The organism is Agrobacterium sp. Azo12, from assembly GCF_029193765.2.
Taxonomy (GTDB): Bacteria; Pseudomonadota; Alphaproteobacteria; order Rhizobiales; family Rhizobiaceae; genus Agrobacterium.
On record NZ_JARFYO020000003.1, the window covers coordinates 72,619 to 92,473 of the forward strand.

Annotated in this window: 20 protein-coding genes; 10 read left to right on the forward strand and 10 right to left on the reverse strand. The window is 55.0% G+C overall.

Annotated features, from left to right (window positions below; all coding sequences use genetic code 11):
- Positions 1–6: 6 nt before the first annotated feature.
- From PYL13_RS22345 to PYL13_RS22360, 4 genes are all read right to left on the reverse strand, one after another.
- Entirely contained in the window at positions 7–945 is a 939-nt protein-coding gene (locus PYL13_RS22345) for an ABC transporter permease (RefSeq protein ID WP_275642903.1), read from the reverse strand.
- Positions 945–2,039 carry an ABC transporter permease gene (locus PYL13_RS22350; protein WP_275642904.1) on the reverse strand — a complete coding sequence of 365 codons (1,095 nt, stop codon included), beginning with the start codon at positions 2,037–2,039 and terminating at the stop codon, positions 945–947. Before PYL13_RS22350 ends, PYL13_RS22345 begins: the two co-directional genes overlap by 1 nt.
- Complete coding sequence (locus PYL13_RS22355; RefSeq protein ID WP_275642905.1) at positions 2,036–3,565, reverse strand: ABC transporter ATP-binding protein; 1,530 nt, start codon at positions 3,563–3,565, stop codon at positions 2,036–2,038. Before PYL13_RS22355 ends, PYL13_RS22350 begins: the two co-directional genes overlap by 4 nt.
- 63 nt (positions 3,566–3,628) lie before the next feature.
- A complete protein-coding gene (locus tag PYL13_RS22360) occupies positions 3,629–4,585 on the reverse strand; it encodes a BMP family protein (protein WP_275642906.1) in 957 nt (318 codons plus the stop codon).
- A 178-nt stretch (positions 4,586–4,763) separates the two neighbouring features.
- Between PYL13_RS22360 and PYL13_RS22365 the strand changes: the two genes are divergently transcribed.
- The 3 genes from PYL13_RS22365 to PYL13_RS22370 all read left to right on the forward strand — a co-directional run bounded on the left by PYL13_RS22365 (position 4,764) and on the right by PYL13_RS22370 (position 7,377).
- Complete coding sequence (locus tag PYL13_RS22365) at positions 4,764–5,345, forward strand: TetR/AcrR family transcriptional regulator (RefSeq protein ID WP_250983747.1); 582 nt, start codon at positions 4,764–4,766, stop codon at positions 5,343–5,345.
- A gap of 60 nt (positions 5,346–5,405) precedes the next feature.
- A complete protein-coding gene (locus PYL13_RS26990; protein WP_368077709.1) occupies positions 5,406–5,660 on the forward strand; it encodes a GGDEF domain-containing protein in 255 nt (84 codons plus the stop codon).
- 268 nt (positions 5,661–5,928) lie between these two features.
- Positions 5,929–7,377: an HD-GYP domain-containing protein gene (locus PYL13_RS22370; RefSeq protein WP_275642907.1), complete on the forward strand. Its 1,449-nt coding sequence runs from the start codon at positions 5,929–5,931 to the stop codon at positions 7,375–7,377.
- A 113-nt stretch (positions 7,378–7,490) separates the two neighbouring features.
- On the opposite strand, the gene PYL13_RS22375 is transcribed toward PYL13_RS22370, so the two are convergent.
- Positions 7,491–8,381 (reverse strand): LysR substrate-binding domain-containing protein, encoded by an 891-nt coding sequence (locus PYL13_RS22375; RefSeq protein WP_275642908.1) that lies wholly within the window; start codon positions 8,379–8,381, stop codon positions 7,491–7,493.
- A 117-nt stretch (positions 8,382–8,498) separates the two neighbouring features.
- Between PYL13_RS22375 and PYL13_RS22380 the strand changes: the two genes are divergently transcribed.
- From PYL13_RS22380 to PYL13_RS22395, 4 genes are all read left to right on the forward strand, one after another.
- Positions 8,499–8,978 carry a RidA family protein gene (locus PYL13_RS22380; protein ID WP_275642909.1) on the forward strand — a complete coding sequence of 160 codons (480 nt, stop codon included), beginning with the start codon at positions 8,499–8,501 and terminating at the stop codon, positions 8,976–8,978.
- Positions 8,972–10,168, forward strand: coding sequence for an aminotransferase class V-fold PLP-dependent enzyme (locus tag PYL13_RS22385; RefSeq protein WP_275642910.1), 1,197 nt, complete (start codon positions 8,972–8,974; stop codon positions 10,166–10,168). The genes PYL13_RS22380 and PYL13_RS22385 overlap by 7 nt, the downstream gene beginning before the upstream one ends.
- Before the next feature lie 11 nt (positions 10,169–10,179).
- On the forward strand, positions 10,180–10,962 hold the full coding sequence (locus PYL13_RS22390) for an SDR family oxidoreductase (protein ID WP_275642911.1): 783 nt from the start codon (positions 10,180–10,182) through the stop codon (positions 10,960–10,962).
- A 157-nt stretch (positions 10,963–11,119) separates the two neighbouring features.
- A complete protein-coding gene (locus PYL13_RS22395; RefSeq protein ID WP_275642912.1) occupies positions 11,120–11,407 on the forward strand; it encodes a putative quinol monooxygenase in 288 nt (95 codons plus the stop codon).
- Between the two features lie 162 nt (positions 11,408–11,569).
- Here the strand turns inward: PYL13_RS22395 and PYL13_RS22400 are convergent, their stop codons facing one another.
- Both PYL13_RS22400 and PYL13_RS22405 read right to left on the reverse strand, forming a co-directional pair.
- Positions 11,570–11,899 carry an HNH endonuclease gene (locus tag PYL13_RS22400; protein WP_259148087.1) on the reverse strand — a complete coding sequence of 110 codons (330 nt, stop codon included), beginning with the start codon at positions 11,897–11,899 and terminating at the stop codon, positions 11,570–11,572.
- A gap of 330 nt (positions 11,900–12,229) precedes the next feature.
- Complete coding sequence (locus PYL13_RS22405) at positions 12,230–12,724, reverse strand: GNAT family N-acetyltransferase (RefSeq protein ID WP_275642913.1); 495 nt, start codon at positions 12,722–12,724, stop codon at positions 12,230–12,232.
- Between the two features lie 585 nt (positions 12,725–13,309).
- Here PYL13_RS22405 and PYL13_RS22410 point away from each other — a divergent pair.
- Positions 13,310–13,618 carry a type II toxin-antitoxin system RelB/DinJ family antitoxin gene (locus PYL13_RS22410; RefSeq protein WP_259148084.1) on the forward strand — a complete coding sequence of 103 codons (309 nt, stop codon included), beginning with the start codon at positions 13,310–13,312 and terminating at the stop codon, positions 13,616–13,618.
- On the forward strand, positions 13,615–13,908 hold the full coding sequence (locus PYL13_RS22415; RefSeq protein ID WP_275642914.1) for a type II toxin-antitoxin system RelE/ParE family toxin: 294 nt from the start codon (positions 13,615–13,617) through the stop codon (positions 13,906–13,908). Before PYL13_RS22410 ends, PYL13_RS22415 begins: the two co-directional genes overlap by 4 nt.
- Positions 13,909–13,956: 48 nt before the next feature.
- On the opposite strand, the gene PYL13_RS22420 is transcribed toward PYL13_RS22415, so the two are convergent.
- Entirely contained in the window at positions 13,957–14,142 is a 186-nt protein-coding gene (locus tag PYL13_RS22420; protein WP_275642915.1) for a hypothetical protein, read from the reverse strand.
- A gap of 215 nt (positions 14,143–14,357) precedes the next feature.
- Between PYL13_RS22420 and PYL13_RS22425 the strand changes: the two genes are divergently transcribed.
- The gene (locus PYL13_RS22425) at positions 14,358–15,737 is read left to right on the forward strand and encodes a GntP family permease (protein ID WP_275642916.1); all 1,380 of its coding nucleotides are present in this window, start codon (positions 14,358–14,360) and stop codon (positions 15,735–15,737) included.
- Between the two features lie 533 nt (positions 15,738–16,270).
- On the opposite strand, the gene PYL13_RS22430 is transcribed toward PYL13_RS22425, so the two are convergent.
- Both PYL13_RS22430 and PYL13_RS22435 read right to left on the reverse strand, forming a co-directional pair.
- On the reverse strand, positions 16,271–18,226 hold the full coding sequence (locus PYL13_RS22430) for a methyl-accepting chemotaxis protein (protein WP_275642917.1): 1,956 nt from the start codon (positions 18,224–18,226) through the stop codon (positions 16,271–16,273).
- A gap of 444 nt (positions 18,227–18,670) precedes the next feature.
- Positions 18,671–19,591 (reverse strand): LysR family transcriptional regulator, encoded by a 921-nt coding sequence (locus tag PYL13_RS22435; protein ID WP_275642918.1) that lies wholly within the window; start codon positions 19,589–19,591, stop codon positions 18,671–18,673.
- Positions 19,592–19,855 lie beyond the last annotated feature (264 nt).

The following is a 19,855-nucleotide window of genomic DNA, read 5'->3' on the forward strand; positions in this document are numbered from 1 at the left end:
TGCCTTTCATTTGCCGCTGCGCTCGAATTTTCTGCCGACGGCGGCTGGCGCGTGGACCTTGCCCGAGAACAGGACCAGGGCTGCGAGGGCCGCGATGAAAGGCAGGGTGGAGAACAGCTGATAGGGAATTTCGGGGCTGCCGAATTGCAGCCGCAGTTGGGTAGCGTCAGCCATGCCGAATGCGAGGCAGGCGATGGCTGCGCCGAGCGGGTTCCACCGCCCGAGGATGACGGCGCCGAGCGCTATGAAGCCTTTGCCCGCGCTCATATGCTCGGTGAAGACATGGACCTGCGAGAGTACGATATAGGCGCCGCCGAGCCCGCCCAGCATGCAGGAGCCGAGGACCGAGAGGAAGCGAAGCCGCTGCACGTTGACGCCGGCCGTATCGACCGCCATCGGCTGGTCGCCCGCAGCCCGCACAAGCAGTCCCCAGGGGGTGCGGTAAAGCAGCATCCAGCCGAGCGGCACGATGACATAGGCGAGATAGGCAAGCGGCCCCTGGCTGAAGAGGACGGGGCCTACGATTGGGATATCTGACAGAAGGGGAATCGGCATGACTGCGAAGCCAGGCAACGGCGCGGTCGCGTCGTTGCCCATGATCTGGCGGGCGAGGTAGGCCGTCATGCCGCCGACCAGCAGATTGATTGCGATGCCGGCCACCAACTGGTTGATGCCGAGGCCGACCGCTAGCCCGCCGAGCAGAAGGCCGAGCAGGCTGGCGATGACCAGGGCCATAAGGAGGCCGCCCAGAGGGTCGCCGAACCACCACGTGCCGATTGCTGCGCCGAAGGCGCCGCCGAGGATACAGCCTTCGATGGCGATGTTGAACACGCCGCAGCGCTCCGACCAGACGACGCCGATCGCGGCAAAGATGAGCGGGATCGACAAGCGTAGGGAGGACGAGAGAAAATCGGTGAGGAACGCCGGATTCATAATGTAATCCATCACTTGGCCTCCTGCGATTGAACAGCAAGCGCAGCGTTGAGCCTCTGGCGTCTGGCAAACCAGGCGCGCCACTGGTCGGCCTTGAACGTGAAGGCCTGCGATGCGGCGACGCAAATGATGACAATGCCTATTACCGCGTCGACAACGGTGCTTTCCAGTCCTATTGCGCGCTGCATCATCAGTGCGCCACTTTTCAGGCCACTGAGGAAGAAGGCGGCGATTACCGACATCAGCGGATTGAGCTGTGCCATGAAGGCGACGACGATGCCGTCAAAGCCGAAACCAGCAGAGAACAGGTGGTAGAGACGGTGTTTCAGCCCAAGAATTTCGAAGCTTCCAGCCAAGCCGCCGAGTGCGCCGGAAAGAAACATGGTCGAGATCACGGCGCGCCCAACGTCGACGCCCGCATAACGCGCCGCCTGTGGATTGCAGCCGACGAGATCGAGCGAGAAGCCGAGCGTTGAAGAACGGAGCAGAACCCATAACAATATGGCAATCAGTAAACCGAGCACCACGCCGAAATGAGCATCCGTCATTGGCATGATAATCGGCAGAAATAGGCCTTCCGGAATTTCCTCGGAATAGGGATAAGGCGCACCGTCCTGCATCATCGGCCCGCCTGCGAAATAGCTGACGAGATTGATGGCAACGAAATTAAGGAGCAGCGTGACGATCACCTCGTTAACGCCCCGCTTAGCCTTCAACACGCCCGCGATCATGCCCCATGCCCCGCCGGCGAGCGCACCGCTGAGGATGGCGAGGATGAGATGTAATGTTGTCGGAAGCCCGGTGACATAGAGCGCAACGATCGAGGAGAACAGACCGCCCATGTAGATCTGCCCCTCAACACCCAGATTGAGAAGGCCGCCGCGCAACGAGAGGATGACGGCGAGGCCGGCGAGCAGGATCGGCGACATCTTTACAAGCGTGCCGGAAATTCCCCAATAATCGAGAAAAGCACCGTTGATCAGCGCGGAGTAGGCGGCAAGCGGATTGCCGCCGGAAAATAGCATCAGCAGTGCGCCAAGCGCGAAGGCTATACAGAGAGCCCAGACGGTGCGCAGGGCATAGAGCGTTGCGACGAGACGGATCATGGGGCCTCCGGTGTTTCACTGATACCAGCCATCAGGCTGCCGATACGCTCAACCGTCGCCTCGTCGTGCGGCAACATGCCGGTGAATTGGCCACCGCAGATCACTGCGACACGATCGGCTACGGCGAGGATGTGCTCGAGTTCGGTCGAGATATAGAGGATGGCAACACCCTCGGCGCGTGCCTTGAGAATGGCGCGCTGGATAAGTTCGATGGCGCCTACATCGACGCCTTTGGTGGGCTGCATGACCACCATGACCGCGGGCCTAGCCTCGATCTCACGTGCAAAGATCAACTTCTGTTGATTGCCGCCAGAGAGGAAGCGCACCGCTTGATTGAGACTGCGCAGCCGCACATCGTAGCGCTTCACCCAGTCGGCGGCGATGTCGCGCATGCGTGTTGGCTTGAGCCATCCCCTCAGCGAAAATGGTTGCCGCCGGAAATCGCGTAGTGCTGCGTTCTGCCAGACAGAGAGATCCAGAACGAGGCCCGTATGCTGCCGGTCCTCCGGAATGGACGAAATCTTTGCGTCGTGGCGGCGTTGGTCGATGGTCATGGGCAGAATGTCTGCTCCGTTAAGTGTTAGTGTGCCGCCTTCAGGGCGCAGTGTACCTGTAAGAACCTCGGCCAGTTCGGATTGGCCGTTGCCATCGACGCCGGCAATCCCGAATATTTCGCCCGCCCTAAGCTCAAAGGAGACAGCCTTGAGTGCCAGGGCGCCATGGCTATTGCGAGCCGCGAGTCCGCGGGCTTCGAGGACGACAGGGCCGGAATCCGGGCGCTCGACGTCGTAAGATGATAGCGCGACATCGCGCCCGACCATCATTCTCGCCATGTCGGACTTTTCGAGACCAGCGACATCCTGCTCTGCCACGACACGGCCCGATCGCATCACAGTGATGCGATCCGCGACGGCGGCCACTTCCTCTAGCTTGTGGGTAATGAGGACAACAGTCTTTCCCTCTTCACGCAGGCGCCTAAGTCCCCGCAGCAGTCCATCGACTTCCTGTGGCGCAAGAATGCTTGTCGGCTCGTCGAAGATAATAATTCGCGCCTCGCGATAGAGCGCCTTTAGGATTTCGACCCGTTGACGCATGCCCATGGGCAACGTCCAGACCGGTGCGTGGAGATTGACGTCGAAACCATAGCGACGCGACAGCGCGTCAATCTTTGAGGAATGCTCGTCAAGTGACAGACGCATACCCTGGCCCGGAAGTCCCAGAATAATGTTCTCAACCACGGACAGTGTATCCACCAGCATGAAATGTTGATGGATCATGCCGATGCCGTGGTCGAGCGCTGCACGTGGCGATGGGATACTGACGGTCTGACCGAAGACCTCCACCTCGCCTTCATCGGGCTGGTAAAGACCGTAGAGGATGTTCATCAGTGTCGTCTTGCCGGCGCCGTTCTCGCCGAGGATCGAGTGGATAGTGCCCGCGGCCACCGTCATTTCGATCGCGTCGAGCGCGCGGAATTCACCGAACAGTTTTCCGACTCCGTGAAGGCGAAGGGCAGGAACCACCATGCGACCAACCTTTCTCTGGCAACCGAGGCCGCCGGCAGAAGGCAATTCTGCCGGCAATCGGGCTTACTTTACGGAGATTTCGCCGGAAGCAAGCTTCGGAAGCAGTGCATCCACTTCGGCGGGCACGGACGCCGGAACCTTCGTCCCGTAAGTCCCGATGCGCGTCGCATTCTTGTGGTCGAAGCTGAAAATATAGGGTTTAGGCTCAAGCTTGCCGGACTTCGCCAACCCGATGACTTCGCCGAGCGCGCCGCGCATGTCAAAGACCGCTGACTGAATGACCGTATCCGGCCAGTCCTTGATCGCATCATAATAGATGCCGATCGCCATCTTGTCCTTTTCCTTGGCTCCCTGAAGGCTGCCGACGACCGCATTGTCCATGGACGGGAAGATCACGTCGGCGCCTTGGCCGATCAGATTGAGCGCAGCTTCCTTGCCCTTGGCGACGTCGTCCCAATCATTGGTCCACGCGGTCATGACCGCTCCGTCGGGGCGGGCGGCCTTGAAGCCTTTCTCGAAGCCTTCGCCAAGTTCGACATAGAATTTCAGCTTCTGCGCGCCGATATATCCGGCCTTGCCGGTCTGTGATGTTTTTCCGGCGACATACCCCATTGCATAGCCCATGGACGGGAAGTCATAGCTGACTACGGAAACGTTCTTGCCGGCCTCGACACCATTGACGACGAGAAATTTAGTGTCCGGGAAGCGGCCTGCAACGCGGTCGACAGCATCCTGAAATTCCCCTCCGTGACCGATGACGAGATTGTAGCCACGGCGCGCGTAGTCGGCCAACGCTTGCGGCTGGTCAGGTTGCGCCGTCTTTTCGCTATAGGCGAACTCGATGCCAAGCGTGTCGGCAGCTTCCTTGACGCCTTCATAGCCTGACTGATTGAAGGAATTGTCGGTGATAACGCCAGGAAGCACGATCGCGACCTTGAAATCATCAGCGGATGCAGGCGTGATAAGGCCTCCGAACACTAGCGCGGTGCCGATTAATCCATTGCGCAATGACTTAATCATGTAGATAGTTCCCTTTGGTTATATTTATAAAAATTTTTATGACATAAAATATTTTTGTCAATTAAATATTTAGCTCAATTATTAATCGAACCAGACGAAAAAACGGATAAAAAACAGGCAGATAATGACTGAAACGGGACTTAGAGAACGCAAAAAGGCAAAGCGGCGCGAACTTATAATGGATATTGCACGCCGTAAGTTGCGAGACGAACCCTATGGTGACGTCACAGTTGAATCGATTGCCTATGAAGCAGGCATTTCAGGCGTGACTGTTTACAATTATTTTGGTCATAAGGCTGGTCTGTTGCTGGCACTTGTCGAGGAAAGCGACCGCAGCCTTACCCGACGACTGATTGAGGAGCAGGCGGTGCTGGCGCATGATGCACCCGATTTCGTGGGTTACTGTGCCGACTTCGCGCAACGTCTTCGTCTTCACGCTACCGGCAACCTTCCCAAGCCGGTCTGGCGCGAAATTCTGGCTGCGTCGATCCAGAGCGGAAGTGAAGAATTCGGGCGCAGCTACCGGGCTCTCGACGTGGCGTTGACGGATTTCCTGGCTCATTGGGCGCGTATCTGTATAAAAGCAGGCACGTTGTCGGCTGCGATCGATCCCGACGCGCTAGCGGACACGATCTTTCAGCTTCAGAACGCACGGTTTCAACAGTTCATGAGCGATGACGGAATTTCAGACCTCGAGATTGATAGGCTAACGCGTAGAGACTTTGCTCAACTTAGCCAGTTATTCGCTGTCGGCGGCTAGCATTGGCCGGATGGCGCGAATAGACCTGATTTCTAATTCTATAGTCAGTCAGGCGCGTTTATAGGTGACCATTGCCTTAAAAGCGTGGCAACAACAATTTCCGCATCCATTAGACGCCCGGCTGACAGCTGCGCCCGTTATGGTGGCGAAGAGTTCGCTGTCGTTCTCCCGAACACGAACGAGGAAGGTGCGTTTTTACTTGCAGAAACGATGAGGCGGGCCGTCGCAGACCTCAACATTTCGCTTAAAGGCAGTAGCTTCGGGCACGTGACGATCAGTATTGGGGTCGCAACAGACATTGCCAACATTGATTAGTTGAGCTTGTTCAAACTGGCAGACGAAGCGCTTTATCGAGCAAAAGCCAGTGGCCGCAACGCTGTAGTTGCTTCCTCCCACGGTGGAGAGCAAAAAATAGAAGCTTAGCCATGTCAGGTTGTTTCATACTCAATACTTAAAATTAGCGCGTTTGTTAGCTTGGTCTAATTAATTGATTTCGATGGCTTTTCTGCCGTTTTAGTGTCTTCGATCAATGATTCTGAAACGCTCTCGCAAATATTGTGGTCGTTCAAACGAGGGCCACTCCATGACCGGCATAAAAATCCGCCTGGCTGAAATCATCGAAGCGTTGAGCAAGGCGCTCGATATGACAGAAGGGCAGCCGGAAGGACATTGCATTCGGTGCTGTTACATTGGAACGGAAATCGGGCGCGAAATTGGACTTGAGGACAGCGATCTCCACGACCTGTATTATACTCTTCTGTTGAAAGACCTTGGGTGCAGCAGTAATGCTGCCCGCATTTGCGAACTCTACCTTGCTGACGATCTGAGCTTCAAACACGATTTCAAGCTGGTCGATGGAAGTCTCGGCCAGGTGCTGCGTTTCGTGATTGGCCACACCGGGATGAAGTCGGGTTTGGCCGAGCGCTTTCGTGGAATTCTTAACATTCTTCAAAACGGCGGCACTATATCCACCGAGCTCATCCAGACGCGATGCCAACGAGGAGCAGATATTGCCCGTCAGATGAGGTTTTCTGAACAGGTGGCAGACGGTATTCTTGCCCTTGATGAGCACTGGAATGGTGGCGGAAAACCAAACAGCGCTGCAGGTCTGACAATCCCATTATTTGCCCGTATTGCGCTCTTATCACAAGTCATCGACGTGTTTCAGGAATCCGGCGGCCCCAACAGTGCGTTGAGGGAGATAAGGAAGCGTAGGGGAGAGTGGTTCGACCCCGATTTGGTAGATGCTTTCACCCGGCTGTCATCACGCTCAAATTTCTGGAAGACTTTAGCCTCGCCTGATCTTGAGGCCCTGGTGCTTGCGTCGGAGCCCGGACAGCAGGCCGTCATGGCTGACGATGATTATCTGGACGATATCGCCGCCGGTTTTGCGAAAGTCATTGATGCAAAAAGCCCCTACACGTCAGGCCACAGCGATCGTGTTGCGCTCTACACGGATTTGATTTCTGAAGAAATGGGTATCGGTTTTGAGGATCGTCGGCTTCTGAAACGAGCTGCTCTTCTTCACGATATAGGCAAGCTCGGCGTGAGCAACAGCGTGCTGGACAAGCCGGGGAAGCTTGACGATCAAGAGTGGCTGCAAATGAAGCGCCATGCGGAATTCTCCGAGCGGATTCTGTCCACAATTGGAGCGTTTTCAGAGGCAGCGTTAATTGGCGGCGCTCATCATGAACGGTTGGACGGTAAAGGCTACCCGCGGGGGTTAACCGCGCAAGAAATCCCGATGGAAGTCCGAATTGTTTCCACTGCTGACGTGTTTGACGCACTTACCGCCGATCGACCCTACCGATCTGCAATGCCGATAGACAAAGCCATAGGAATCCTGCGAGAAGGAGCGGGAACATCGCACGATCCTATTTGCATCGAGGCATTGGAACGGGCCCTTGACAGAGCAAAACTGGGCACGTTTACGAGGCCAGCACTACAGCAAATAGAGGCTCGTTACGCATTGCCGTCTCATCAGCGCTGTAGTCAACGTTCGGCTACGTCCGCCCGAGATCGTTGGCGTTGATAACGCCTGGTCGAGCTTAGCCGAAGGAGAAGTTGCAAATTTTGTTGGCACTCGGTTATGGGTCTGATTCAGGAGAAGGAAATGTTACGGTCAACGCGTACGCCTGACCCAAGCTAAAATTGCAGTTCGGCTTTGAGCCATTCCACGAATGCCTCGATAGCGGCGGCTTTTTTTGAGTTTAGATCACATACCGCCCAATAGGCTGCCTTCTCTGAGCTAAAACTGACTGGAAACGGCTTAATCAGCCGCCCCTTTCGCAGATGTTCCTTGATGAGCAGGTTTCGGCCCATGGCTATACCCTGTCCATCAAGTGCTGCCTGCAGGACGATATTGTAATCGGTTAGGCGTATGTGTCTGGCTTTGTCGAGGTAGAGGTTCGCGCTCTCGCTCCACAATTGCCATTCGAGCCCGCTTTTCGCCTGCAATATAGGGTGAGGCAGCAGATCATCGGTAGACTGGAAGCGGGATCCGTCTCCGTAAAGAACCGGGCTCATCACAGGTGAAAGCTCCTCATTCGCGAGATGAATGCCTCCCTGCTTATCCGCACTAAAGTCACCGAAACGGATTGCGACGTCTGCTTCCCCGCGATTTATGTCGACCACACGCAGCGTTGGGTCCAGATCCAGCTCTATATTTGGATGTTGCGTTTCAAACCGCTCAAGGCGACTGATCAGCCAGTTTGCAGCAAAAGATGGTAAGAGGCTGACGCGCAGATATGTCTGGCTTGAGCGTGCGCGTAACTGCGCAGTCCCTGTCGCCAGCAGGGACAATGCTTGATCCACGGTGGCCAGAAACATCACGCCCTCGTCAGTCAACTCGATGCTTTTGCTTTTGCGTTGGAAAAGCTGCGTGCCCAATGCGGTTTCGAGTTGCTTGATATGGTGACTGACGGCGCTTTGAGTAATCAGCAACTCCTCACCAGCCAGCCGAAAACTTAAACGGTGGGCTACGGCCTGAAATACCCTGAGAGCGGGCAGTGGAGGAAGAAGGGGGGAGCTGCGCAAATCTGATCTGCCTCACGAGTGTTGTGCGTGACATTAACAATTTCGATCGCAGGCTGCAAAGCTTTGAATTGGTCGATGGCACGGATTTCTTCCATGAATTCAAAAAAGGAGAAACACATGTCGATATCCATCAGCGAAAAGCTCAAGACTCTCGGAATTGAACTGCCTGCTCCAACTGCGCCTGTCGCAAGCTACGTCTCTGTGACAAAAGCGAACAATCTCCTGTTCATTTCAGGTCAGATCAGCAAGGCTCCCAACATTGAGGTTCTCGCGGGAACACTTGGTAGGGATTGTGCGGATGAGCAGGGCACCGAGGCCGCCCGCATTGCGGCCATCAATGTTCTCGCTCAGATCGTAGCCCATACGGATGGCCTGGTTTCATCCGTGCGCCGTGTCCTCAAGCTCGGCGTCTATATCGCTGCAACACATGAGTTCAAGGATCACTCCCAGATCGCAAATGGCGCTTCAGACCTGATGGTTGCTGTCTTCGGTGATGCTGGCAAACACGCAAGGGCCGCACTCGGAATGAGTTCGCTGCCCGCCGGAGCTGCTGTCGAGATCGATGCGATTGTTGAGTTGGAGGAAAGCAGGTGCTGACAGACGCCAGGGTCAGGAGCTTACGAGCTGACACCCCAGGCTGCGCCGAGCTCATCCATTTCAACCATGCTGGCGCATCGCTTTCACCAAGGGCTGTCGCGGAGGCGGTGACACGACACTTGGCACTTGAATCATCACGTGGTCCGATGGAGGCTGCAGCCGTTGTCGCAGATCTGCTTTCAACCATACGTCACAATGCGGCAAACCTGATCGGTGCAGAGCCCGAAGATATCGCATTCGGATCGTCGGGGTCCTCCGTGTGGGGCATGGTTTTTGCGGCACTGCCACCGCTGCGCGAGGGCGACCGCATTCTTGTCGGTCGCCACGAATGGGGTGGAAATGTCGCTACGATGCAGCGCGCGGCAAGCAGAAGCGGCGCCCGCATTGAGGTCATTCCCTGCCGCGAGGACGGAAGTCTCGATCCGGATGCGCTGGCCCACATGATTGATGATACGGTAAGGCTGATTTCATTGACCTGGCTTCCCGCGAATGGTGGCCTGATCAACGATGCCGAGGCCGTTGGCAAGATAGCCAACGCCGCTGGCATTCCCTATCTGGTGGACGCCGGGCAGGCATTGGGTCAAATCCCGATTGATGTAGCAAAGATCGGTTGCGACATGCTCAAAAGTGCCGGACGGAAACATTTGCGGGGACCGCGCGGAACCGCGCTCTTGTATATTCGGCCCGAATTTCTCCACAAACTTGATCCGCTTTTTGTGGATGTGAGTTCAGGTCCTCTCATAAATGGTATGCCATTACTGAGATCAGATGCGCGTCAGTTCGAAATGTCTGAGACATCGGTCGCGTTGCTTTTGGGTCTCGGAGAGGCAATTTCCCTTGCTTCGGAGTTGGGTGTGGCGGCAATTCGGGACCGCATCGGCGTGGTTTCCGCAAGCCTTCGGGACAGATTGCGTCATGTGCCCGGTGTCGAAGTGCGTGATCTCGGATCGACATATTCGGGACTGGTTTCATTCACGGTAGATGGCTTACTGGCCTCAAACGTCAAAAGTAGCTTGGCCGAAAAAGGCATCAACATCGGTGCAAACGGGGTGTCATACACGCCTTACGATATGACAGCTCGCGGTTTGCAGGAAGTGGCCCGCGCTTCGGTCAGCTACCTCAACACCGAAGATGAGGTCACTTATCTCGTTGAGGCGGTAGAAAAAATCGCCCGGATGGCCAAACGATAGGAGAACGCGCAATGGATCTTGGAATAGCTGGCAAACGGGCAATCGTCTGCGCAAGTTCAAAAGGGCTTGGCAGGGGTGTTGCGCAGAAACTCGCGGAAGCGGGGGCCGTCGTTACGCTCAATGGCCGGAACCCTCAGTCACTTGCGTTGGCTGCAAGCGAAATTCGAAAACAGACCAATGCCGAGGTCCACATGGTCGTTGCTGACGTGACCACGGAGGAAGGTCGCGCAGCACTTCTGGACGCGGAACCAGCACCGGACATCCTTGTCAACAATGCTGGTGGCCCACCGCCGGGGCTTTGGTCCGACTGGACTGAGGATGACTGGCTCAAAGCTCTTCACGCGAATATGCTTGCGCCGATATTGCTTATGAAAGCGGTGCTGCCGGGCATGATCGACAGGAAATGGGGAAGGGTGATCAATATCACCTCCGCATCTGTCAAAGCACCGATCCTCGAACTTGGGCTTTCCAACGCGTCGCGCAGCGGGCTTACCGGTTTCGTTGCCGGAACGGCTAGGCAGGTGGCAAAACACGGGGTTATCATCAACAATCTTCTACCCGGTTCACACGAAACAGATCGTACAGAGGGTTTAATGAAGAGAACCGCCGCAGAACAAAGTATCAGCCTCGATGAGGCTCGACGCAAAGCACATGCGCTCAATCCGACAGGCCGGTTCGGCACGCCAGAAGAGTTTGGTGCCGCCGCCGCCTTCCTGTGCAGCCAATACGCAGGCTATATCGTTGGACAAAATCTTTTGCTCGACGGCGGGGCGTTCCAATCCACTCACGGATAGGGTGGTGAAAAGACGCGTGTCTTTACCGGTATGAGATAGGCAATGGCGGCTTCTCGGCCGCCATATCGTCAATAATAGTTCGGCTCCGCATAGCACCACATGTCGGCGCGATAACTCATGGCCGAACACGGCCAAATGCTGGAATTGGAGAAACAATATGAACAAACCAGAAACTCAGATTCGGCTCTCTGGCCTCCTTCGCTGCGCATCCGGCAATGAGGTGGAGATCGTCAAAACGCACCTGCCTGATCATATCCGTCTGACGAAGACGGAGCCGGGTTGCATTTCGTTTGAGGTATCGCAGACGGATGATCCCCTTGTTTGGCGCGTCGAAGAAGTATTTTCGGACCGAGCCGCCTTTGATTTTCATCAGCAGCGTACTCGCGCATCCGAGTGGTTCACAGCCACGTCAATGATCCAACGGGACTACGTAGTCACTGAATAACTGTGGATCGGCCATTTAGCGCAGTTTTCCCGCAAAAATGCGTTTCCGCTACGTTGCCGCATCAATGTTTTACCAGGGGAGAGGTGCAAAGCATCAAATCGGGCAGGCAACGCGCAGGCAATCTTAAATCAAGCCTTGAGCGCGTAGTCTGGTGGCCAATAGTCAGCGACGTCGGCCCCGCTCCTCTGCTTCATCATCGAAGCCAATTGGTTTTGTTTTTACCCAACTGACGAACTTCTGAATCGCGGGGTCCTCGAGAATAGCTGAGATCGTGGAGAATTTCTTTGCCAACTGGGCGTCAGTGAAGCCTGCATGTATGTGGCTATGGCATATCCGATGCAAAGGCACCGTGACCCTGCCACCCTTACTCCGAGGAACAAGATGGTGGTGCTCGATCTGGTCGTCAGGTATCACCCGCTCGCAGAGCTGGCAGATGACGGGCTCCGCCTCCACATCTTGCGTAGTAAAATTGTCTCTCTGCTTGCGTGCCATTGATTTGGTGCCTCTCTATCGGCTGTCAGACTGCGTTCGCGCCGCATCGATAGACCAACCCAAGCATGCCGACAACGCCAAGCCGTTTTCGACAAGGCACTGGCGTGTGCATCGGAGCAACATCGGCGACTAAGTACGATCAGTCGATTAGTCGATCCTCGTGACGAGGGATAGGATATTATAGAGTATTGCTCATGATTGACGGTCTTGCTTTGGCGGGTTGTCGGTTCACATCTATTCGAGAGCACATTAGTCTTGATGGCCGCAATTTGCCCAAACCGGTCATATAAAAATAGCCGCGTCGCAGATCCTAAACTGTTCGCAGCGTTGTTAAAGAAGCAGCTTCAGGTCCTTTTCAAAACGGTGGGTCAGCACAAAGAACCTTTCATTGCTAGTCGCTGGTGTCCAAAGCGCGTCTTCGTAGGAACCAGATAATTCCCACCCCTGCCGCGCATAAAACCGCTCAGCCCGAATGTTGCCGGCCGTACAGAGCAGCATCGCTCTTGCTATCCCGGACTCACTCAGAAGTTTCTCAGCGAAGGATAGTAATGTCTGGGCCACGCGTGTACCACGAGCACGGTCGCTGACATAGAGTTTGACAACCTCAGCTCCCTTTACGGAGACGAACCCGACTATGCCAATGTCGTCTGCTGCGACGAAGAATGCGTCCTCCGCTTCCGTCAGCCAGAGACCGAAATGGTCTTTAGACCGATAAGGCAGCACCCCATCAGGCACAAGGTTAGCATGGGCATCATGCCATCCTTGGTGCCAGAGCTGGACAATCTCCTCATAATCAGCGGCTTTTGCGGGGCGAATTTCGACCATCTGTTCACTCTCTGGTTTTGTCCGTACAGCAGCTCTGGGAGTTCTCCGAGGGAAGCAACGTCCGATGTCGGCGCAATGCTGCCATAAGCTCCCAATTTTTGACTACGCATCAACCTCGCTTTCGAAGGAAGATTGAAGCTTTTCAAGGCGCTTTAGTCGAAGGGGACGTTCGCGGTTTGCCATAACTCTGAATGATGGGAGGTAGACTTGTGGCATCTTCTCAAGCCGCCTGCCAAAACCTTATCGGGAACTCGGTCTGCCAGCACTGTTTTATCCTGTGGCAAGAATCGCCCTTAGTGATGCTACACCGTTCCTGCTGTGACCTGGAGAAGGCGTTTGCTGTTACATTGTATGTCGCAACGACAGCAACGTCATCACAGTTGGTGCCGCTTAGGCTTATCGAGCTCTCGGTGTTTCCAAATGAAATCAATATCTGTGTCGATTCTACAGGCCGTTGTTTGTTGCGAGACAGTTCGATCTCTCCCACATCTTAAAAGAGCCGTCAGCAGGATTATCCCGCCGTTAAAGTTCATCTAGAAAATGTCATTCAATTGCATTACTATTCCGACAAATATGGAGATAGTCATGGCCGCAAACGCACTTGTCCAAACACGTATTGATGCCGAGGTTCGAGACCGTGCCTCTGCCGTGCTCGAAAGTATGGGCCTCACCGTATCTGATGTGGTTCGTATCTTGCTCACGCGGACTGCCAACGAGGGGGCGCTACCGCTTGAACTTCTTTCGGGCAGTGAAGCGCATGATGCCTGGTTTCGGACCAAGGTGCTTCAAGCGTTGAACGATACTCGACCGGATCTATCAGACGAAGAGGTTGAGGCGCATTTTGCAGAACGACGAAAAGCCGCCCGTCTAAAAGCAGGCGCACCAAAATCGTGAAACTTGCCTGGTCTGCATTTGCGCTATCAGATCGCGATGCCATCTTTACATACATCGAAATTGACAATCCCGCTGCCGCTGTTCTGATCGATGAACGAATAGTCGCCGCTTCTCGTCGTTTACTCGATTTCCCGGCGAGTGGGCGCGTGGGCAGAATTGCCGGGACACGCGAACTCGTTATCAATGGCACGCCTTACGTCGCGGCATACACTATTACCGAGACGAAAGTTCGGATCCTTCGTGTGCTTCATGGGGCGCAGGAATGGCCAGAGTATCTGCCGCCCAGTTAAACGACTCGTGACGTGGAGATGATGGATAAAATTGTCAGGTCCCCAAATCTAGATGAACCCCACACGTCGCTCTCCAACGAGCGCGATCATTTGTGACTCGCCCTCGGTCTGACTATCGAAATCATCAAGCGTCGGGTCCGAGCACCGCTCCAATACGAACGCTGCACGGCGTGACCGTAGAAAGAGATCACGAATGGCGGGTACATCGACGGGCAGGATGGGTCGAATGTTCATCGCTTGGTTTTGCTTTCGAGTTTTTCGCGCTCGTAGGCGGATGGTCACGAAGAGGTGACGCTCGCGCGCTTCTTTTCAGGAGATTTACGCGTGATCTCGTTGAGTGGTGCTGTTCTTTGTCGTAAGGCCTCGGCTCGGAAATCTTTGTAAGTTCAACAGGGATTTTCAGAGAAGCGGCTGTCAACAGCCACTCCATCACATCAAGGAGTTTATATTTGCCGGAATTTGAACAGACATTATCCGCAGGCACACTGATTTCGATAGCGGTTGGCGCTGTCGCGCTACTATTGTTGCTCATCATCAAGTTTCGTGTCCACGCCTTCGTTGCCCTTATTCTCGTCAGCTTCCTGACGGCGCTTGTCACGGGCATCCCGATGGCAAACATCATGAACACACTGACAAATGCATTTGGCTCTACACTTGGCGGCGTAGCGCTGCTTGTCGGACTTGGCGCAATGCTGGGACGCCTGCTCGAAGTATCTGGTGGCGCACAAGCTCTCGCCGATGATCTTGTCCGGCGTTTTGGCGAGCAACGCGCGCCAATGGCCTTGGGCATCGCTTCCCTCTTTTTCGGCTTCCCGATCTTCTTCGACGCAGGCCTCGTTGTTATGCTGCCTGTAATGTTCACGGTTGCGCGTCGCCTGGGCGGAAGTCTCCTGCTGTATGGTATCCCTGTTGCGAGCGCGTTCTCATGCATGCATGTGTTCGTGCCACCGCATCCAGGCCCGGTTGCTGCCTCGGAATTGCTCGGCGCGGACGTTGGGCTACTGGTCATCGTCGGTCTGGTTGTTGCCGTCCCGACCTGGATCATTGCTGGTCATTTCTTCGGCAAATGGATCGGCCAACGAATCCTTTTACCCGTTCCCCAAGTCGTTCAGAAAGACGAAACCCCTGAGGACGAGGCGTCCCTGCCAAGTCCCGGACTTGTCGTCGGGCTCCTGCTTTTGCCGCTTGCGCTGATTTTCATGAATACAGGACTCGATTTCGCCCGGGCTCAGGACTGGGTGGATAAGGATGCAGGCTGGTTTCAGTTGCTACGCGCTGTTGGTTCGACGCCTATTGCCCTCTTAATATCTGTTTTGGTCTCGGCCGTCGTTCTTGGACCAATGCGGGGTCGTGATCCTATCAAGGTTGAGCGCATCGTTGACTCCGCTCTGGGTCCGGTTTGCTCCGTTATCTTGATTACCGGCGCAGGAGGCATGTTCGGCGGTGTCCTTCGTGCCTCTGGGATCGGCGATGCTCTGTCGAGCGCATTGGTTGATATCGGTATGCCAGTTTTTGTGGCAGGTTTTCTGGTTGCAACTGCATTGCGGGTCGCACAAGGTTCTGCAACAGTTGCCCTGATTACAGCTGCTGGACTCATCCAGCCTGCTGTCCAGGCTGCCGGTTATCAGGGCATCGAACTGGCGGCCATCGTCATTGCGATCGCGTCCGGTTCTGCGGTGCTTTCACATGTCAACGATTCCGGCTTCTGGCTGGTTGGCCGTTTCTTTGAAATGGACATTAAAACAACGTTCAAGACCTGGACTGTTATGCAAACGTTAGTGGGCCTTGTGGGTTTTGCTATATCGGGGTTGATTTTCTGGTTGGCTTGAGCGGTGCGAGTGCGCAGATCAGGAGGCTGACTTCAGGTCTCCGATAAGCGTGGGCACGTGCCGAGCATTAAAAGGGTCGGTTATGGGGGGGCAGGCGTTCATTGCATCCATACTTTGGATTGCCTTGTCCCCTCGATGCCAAGGATAGCTGCTCTGAGGATTTGTCGGGTTTCGGCATCTGCGATTAACTTCATGAAACCCGGTGTCTCATCTTCTCAACGGCTCCGCTGACATGGCTCATGTAGTCGTGTCGGTGTGAGGATGGGGCGGGGGCCCCCCCCATGCTCTTGCCTGGCGCGCCGTCGTGTGCCGCTTACGGCGCCGACTGGAGAAACAGCTAAAAATAAACTCTGGCTATGGGCTTACTGTTCCGCCGATCCTCATTGCCGTTCAGCCACTGATTACCCGGTCTTTGTTGGAAAGACCATCGGTCGAGAACCTGCCTTTACCGTAAGCAAAATTCCCGACCATAATTATTTCAAAGTTTCGTTAAGGGCTGGACGAATAAGCGCCCCTAGCAGCAGTCTTGGATGTCAGAATTCTTCCCACGAATCCCGTGCAACGGCAGCAGCAGAGCCACCACCAAATGCGCCCGCGATCTTGCGGCCAAGCGCACGTGCTGGAGATGGCGCTGGTATGGACGCGCTTGACGCAGAGCGGACAGGTGCGGCAGTTGGAGCCGAGCTGCTTGCACCCGCGCCGTTGCCCAGATTGAAGCGTGACAGCAACTGGTTGAGAGATGCAGCTTCCTTGGCAAGGCTGTGGCTAGCCGCGGTCGACTGCTCAACCATGGCTGCGTTCTGCTGCGTGCCCTGATCCATCGTGTTGACGGCAGTATTGATTTCCTGAAGGCCAACCGACTGTTCGCGTGAGGATTCCACGATGGCATTGATGTGCCGGTTGATTTCCTGGACTTCAGTGACAATCACTTCCAGCGCGCGACCCGTTTCACCGACCAGATTGACGCCTGAGCGAACATGTTCACCGGAAGTGGTGATCAGTGCCTTAATTTCTTTCGCAGCCTTTGCCGAACGCTGCGCCAGTTCGCGAACTTCCTGTGCGACGACTGCAAAGCCTTTACCAGCTTCACCAGCGCGTGCAGCTTCGACACCGGCGTTCAAAGCAAGAAGATTGGTCTGGAAGGCAATCTCATCAATAACGCTGATGATGCTGGTGATCTCACCGGACGAGCGCTCGATCTCGTTCATGGCCGTCACGGCCTGACGCACGACTTCACCTGACTTCTCCGCCCCATTACGGGCCTTGGCAACGAGGTGGCCGACCTCTTCGGCACGGTTGCTGCTATCCTTCACTGTGGTGGTGATCTCTTCCAGCGCGGCCGCTGTTTCTTCGACCGATGCAGCCTGCTGCTCGGTACGCTTTGACAGGTCGTCGGCCGCAGAACGGATTTCATTGGCACCAGCGTCGATACCACGGGCATTCTGGCCGACGGCACGTAGTGCGTCATTCAGGTTGGCAACCGAACCGTTGAAGTTGTTGCGTAGCGTATCGAGATGGGCAACAAAAGGTGTTTCGATGCGGTAGGCAACATCACCATCTGCAAGACGATCGAGACCCTTGGCCAGTTGATCGACGGCGAACTGCGTGTCGGCAGCGTCCCGCGCCTTCTGGGCCTCTCGTTCCAGGCGTTCCTGTTCGGAAAGGCTGCGGTTCGCGTCAGCTTCTTTTTCGAGGCGAATTTTCTCAAGGGCGTTGTCACGGAAAACGGAGACAGCCTTTGCCATCTGACCGACTTCGTCCTTGCGGTCCTGCCCATCTACAGGTGCAGTCGTCTGCCCCTGGGCCAGCGAAATCATGCGTTCACGCAAGGCTGCGATTGGAGTGGTAATGCCTTTTGCGGCAACGATGAGTGATGCAATGATGCCAAGCGCGAAGGCCACGCCGACGACCGTCAGCGAGGTGAAGATAGTAGAATTTGTCTGGTTGGTCAGTTCGTCACTTCTCACGGCGACCGTTTTCAATATCTGATCCAGAAACGTTGCGCTGTCGGTGGTCAGAGGCAGGATCAGCGTGTCGGCTTTCGCCAGAGCCGCCCTTGCAGGGTCGTTCTGGTCCGCTTGCCCGAGTTGTACGGCCTCGTCGGTCAGGGCGACGACGTCTTTCGTTCTCTCTATGATTTTGTCGATCGCAACACTCTCGCTGGGAAAGAGTAGTTTCGTATTCTGAAGACGCTCAAATAGCTTACTTTTGCTATCGTTGTAAAAGTCCACCGCTGTTTTCATCGCTGGATCTTCCTGGCGATAAGTCAGGATTTGATAGGCGGCATATGCGGTTGCCACGACATTCCGGTTTGCGCGCGACATTTCCACGCTTGCCGCAGCGTCATTTGAGATAAAGTCGGAATAGCTTGTATCTGCTTGTTTGTACCGGGTGGAGATAAAGGCTGTGGCGCTCAAGCCAACCACACAAAGGGGAAGGATCAGGGACAGAATTTTCGTGCGAATGCTCGCATTTTTAAGAAATGACATATTTCCTCGCGGTTCTATTTTGAAGTCGCGAACACGAAGCAGGGAGCATTACGACCGGGGCCGGTCGAACGAAAAACTCTGCTGCAGGGGATTCGGCGTGGATATGGAGAATAACAGACGGTGCGTGCCATCATGGCGACCTGATCGGTGCTCTGTCGCGCCTATGCTTAGTTAGTTATGGTTTAAATATAATTAAATATCATTTCTTGAGGTTTATCGAAATTATTATGATCTATTTTGGAAACTTGTAGTATATTCTACTCCTTACCTGTGGTGCAATTTCAACCTGTGTGCGATGATGGTTTGCCGTCGCCCAATTTCATAAACGCCCGCGTGATAGTTGTTGCTATCGCCGCTGGTCCCGAGCTGCCGTCCCGACGATAGCCAGCCGTCGAACGCCCGGTTGCCTTTTCGTCACCGTGGGCGGGTTAACAATACTGGTCTTCAAATCGCCGATGGAAACAGTCCTGCCGCCTCAGCACGGGCTGATATCAGGCGAATGATTTCCTTGATCTTGGGATTGGATCTGCTTTCCGGCAGAAGGTAAAACCCCATCACCGCCCGGCGGCGCGGACTATTCGGGCAAATCTTCACCTCTTGCAGACCCTTTTCGACAAAATAGTCTCTCAGCACATCGCTGTGGATCAGCACTGCGTCCGTACTCAGCGCAAAACCGATGCAGGCGTCCATCGAGTTGCATGCGAATGCGTGGCCAGTGCCGTCGAGATTTTGAGCACCTGTCCCTGAGATGAGGCGTTTTTGACGAGCCTCTGCCGGATTCGCCATTGTCGTTGGATAGTTACGGATTTCGTCAATTTTGCGGGTTCCTTCAAGAAGCGGATGCCCTTCACGGACGAAATATCCGTCGGTCGCTGATCCCAAGGGAATGAAATCGACCGCAAGCCCCGGCTTTAGATGGTCGATGCGATGTCCCATGAACAGGGAAATGTCGCCAGCGACCAGCTGGTCCATGCAGCGCATCATATTGCCGATGCTGACATTGATTGGTGCTGCCGGGTGCGCTTTGAAATGTTCGATCACAAAATCCTTCAAAAGCAGAATCCAGGTGGAATAACCGGTGCCGATACTGATGCCTTCTTCCAGCTCCGCTTTCTGCCGGGCGATAGTTGTAAGGGCGTTCGTGTGCAGGCGGTTCATCAGGATCGCGCTGTTGTAGAGCGTTTCCCCATAAGGGCTCAGCTGGACACCGCGTGCCGAGCGATAAAGGAGTTCCACACCCAGTGACTGTTCCAGTCGCTTGATGTTGTAGCTCAGTGCTGGTTGCGAGATGTGCAGTATCTCTGCCGCTGCCATGAATGACCCAGCTTCGGCGACCGCAACAAATTGCTCAAGTGCCTTGTTCATGTCCGCCTTCTCGTCTCCATAAAGAAATTTTATGATTGGTCGGAAATATTCTATTTGTCCATATATCTCCAGAGGGCTAACTTCGCTGTGCAGAGCACACTCGAGGAGGAGGAGGAGTGGAGACCGACAACAATCCCACCAGCCAGTGTGTCGGCTTGTGAGCTGACCCCTGGCATCCGGAGTGCCCTGCCGATCTGCTGATCGTGCCGCATCGCGGATCGATCCGAAATATTGCACCTATTCGATGCGGAAGGTTGCGCCCTG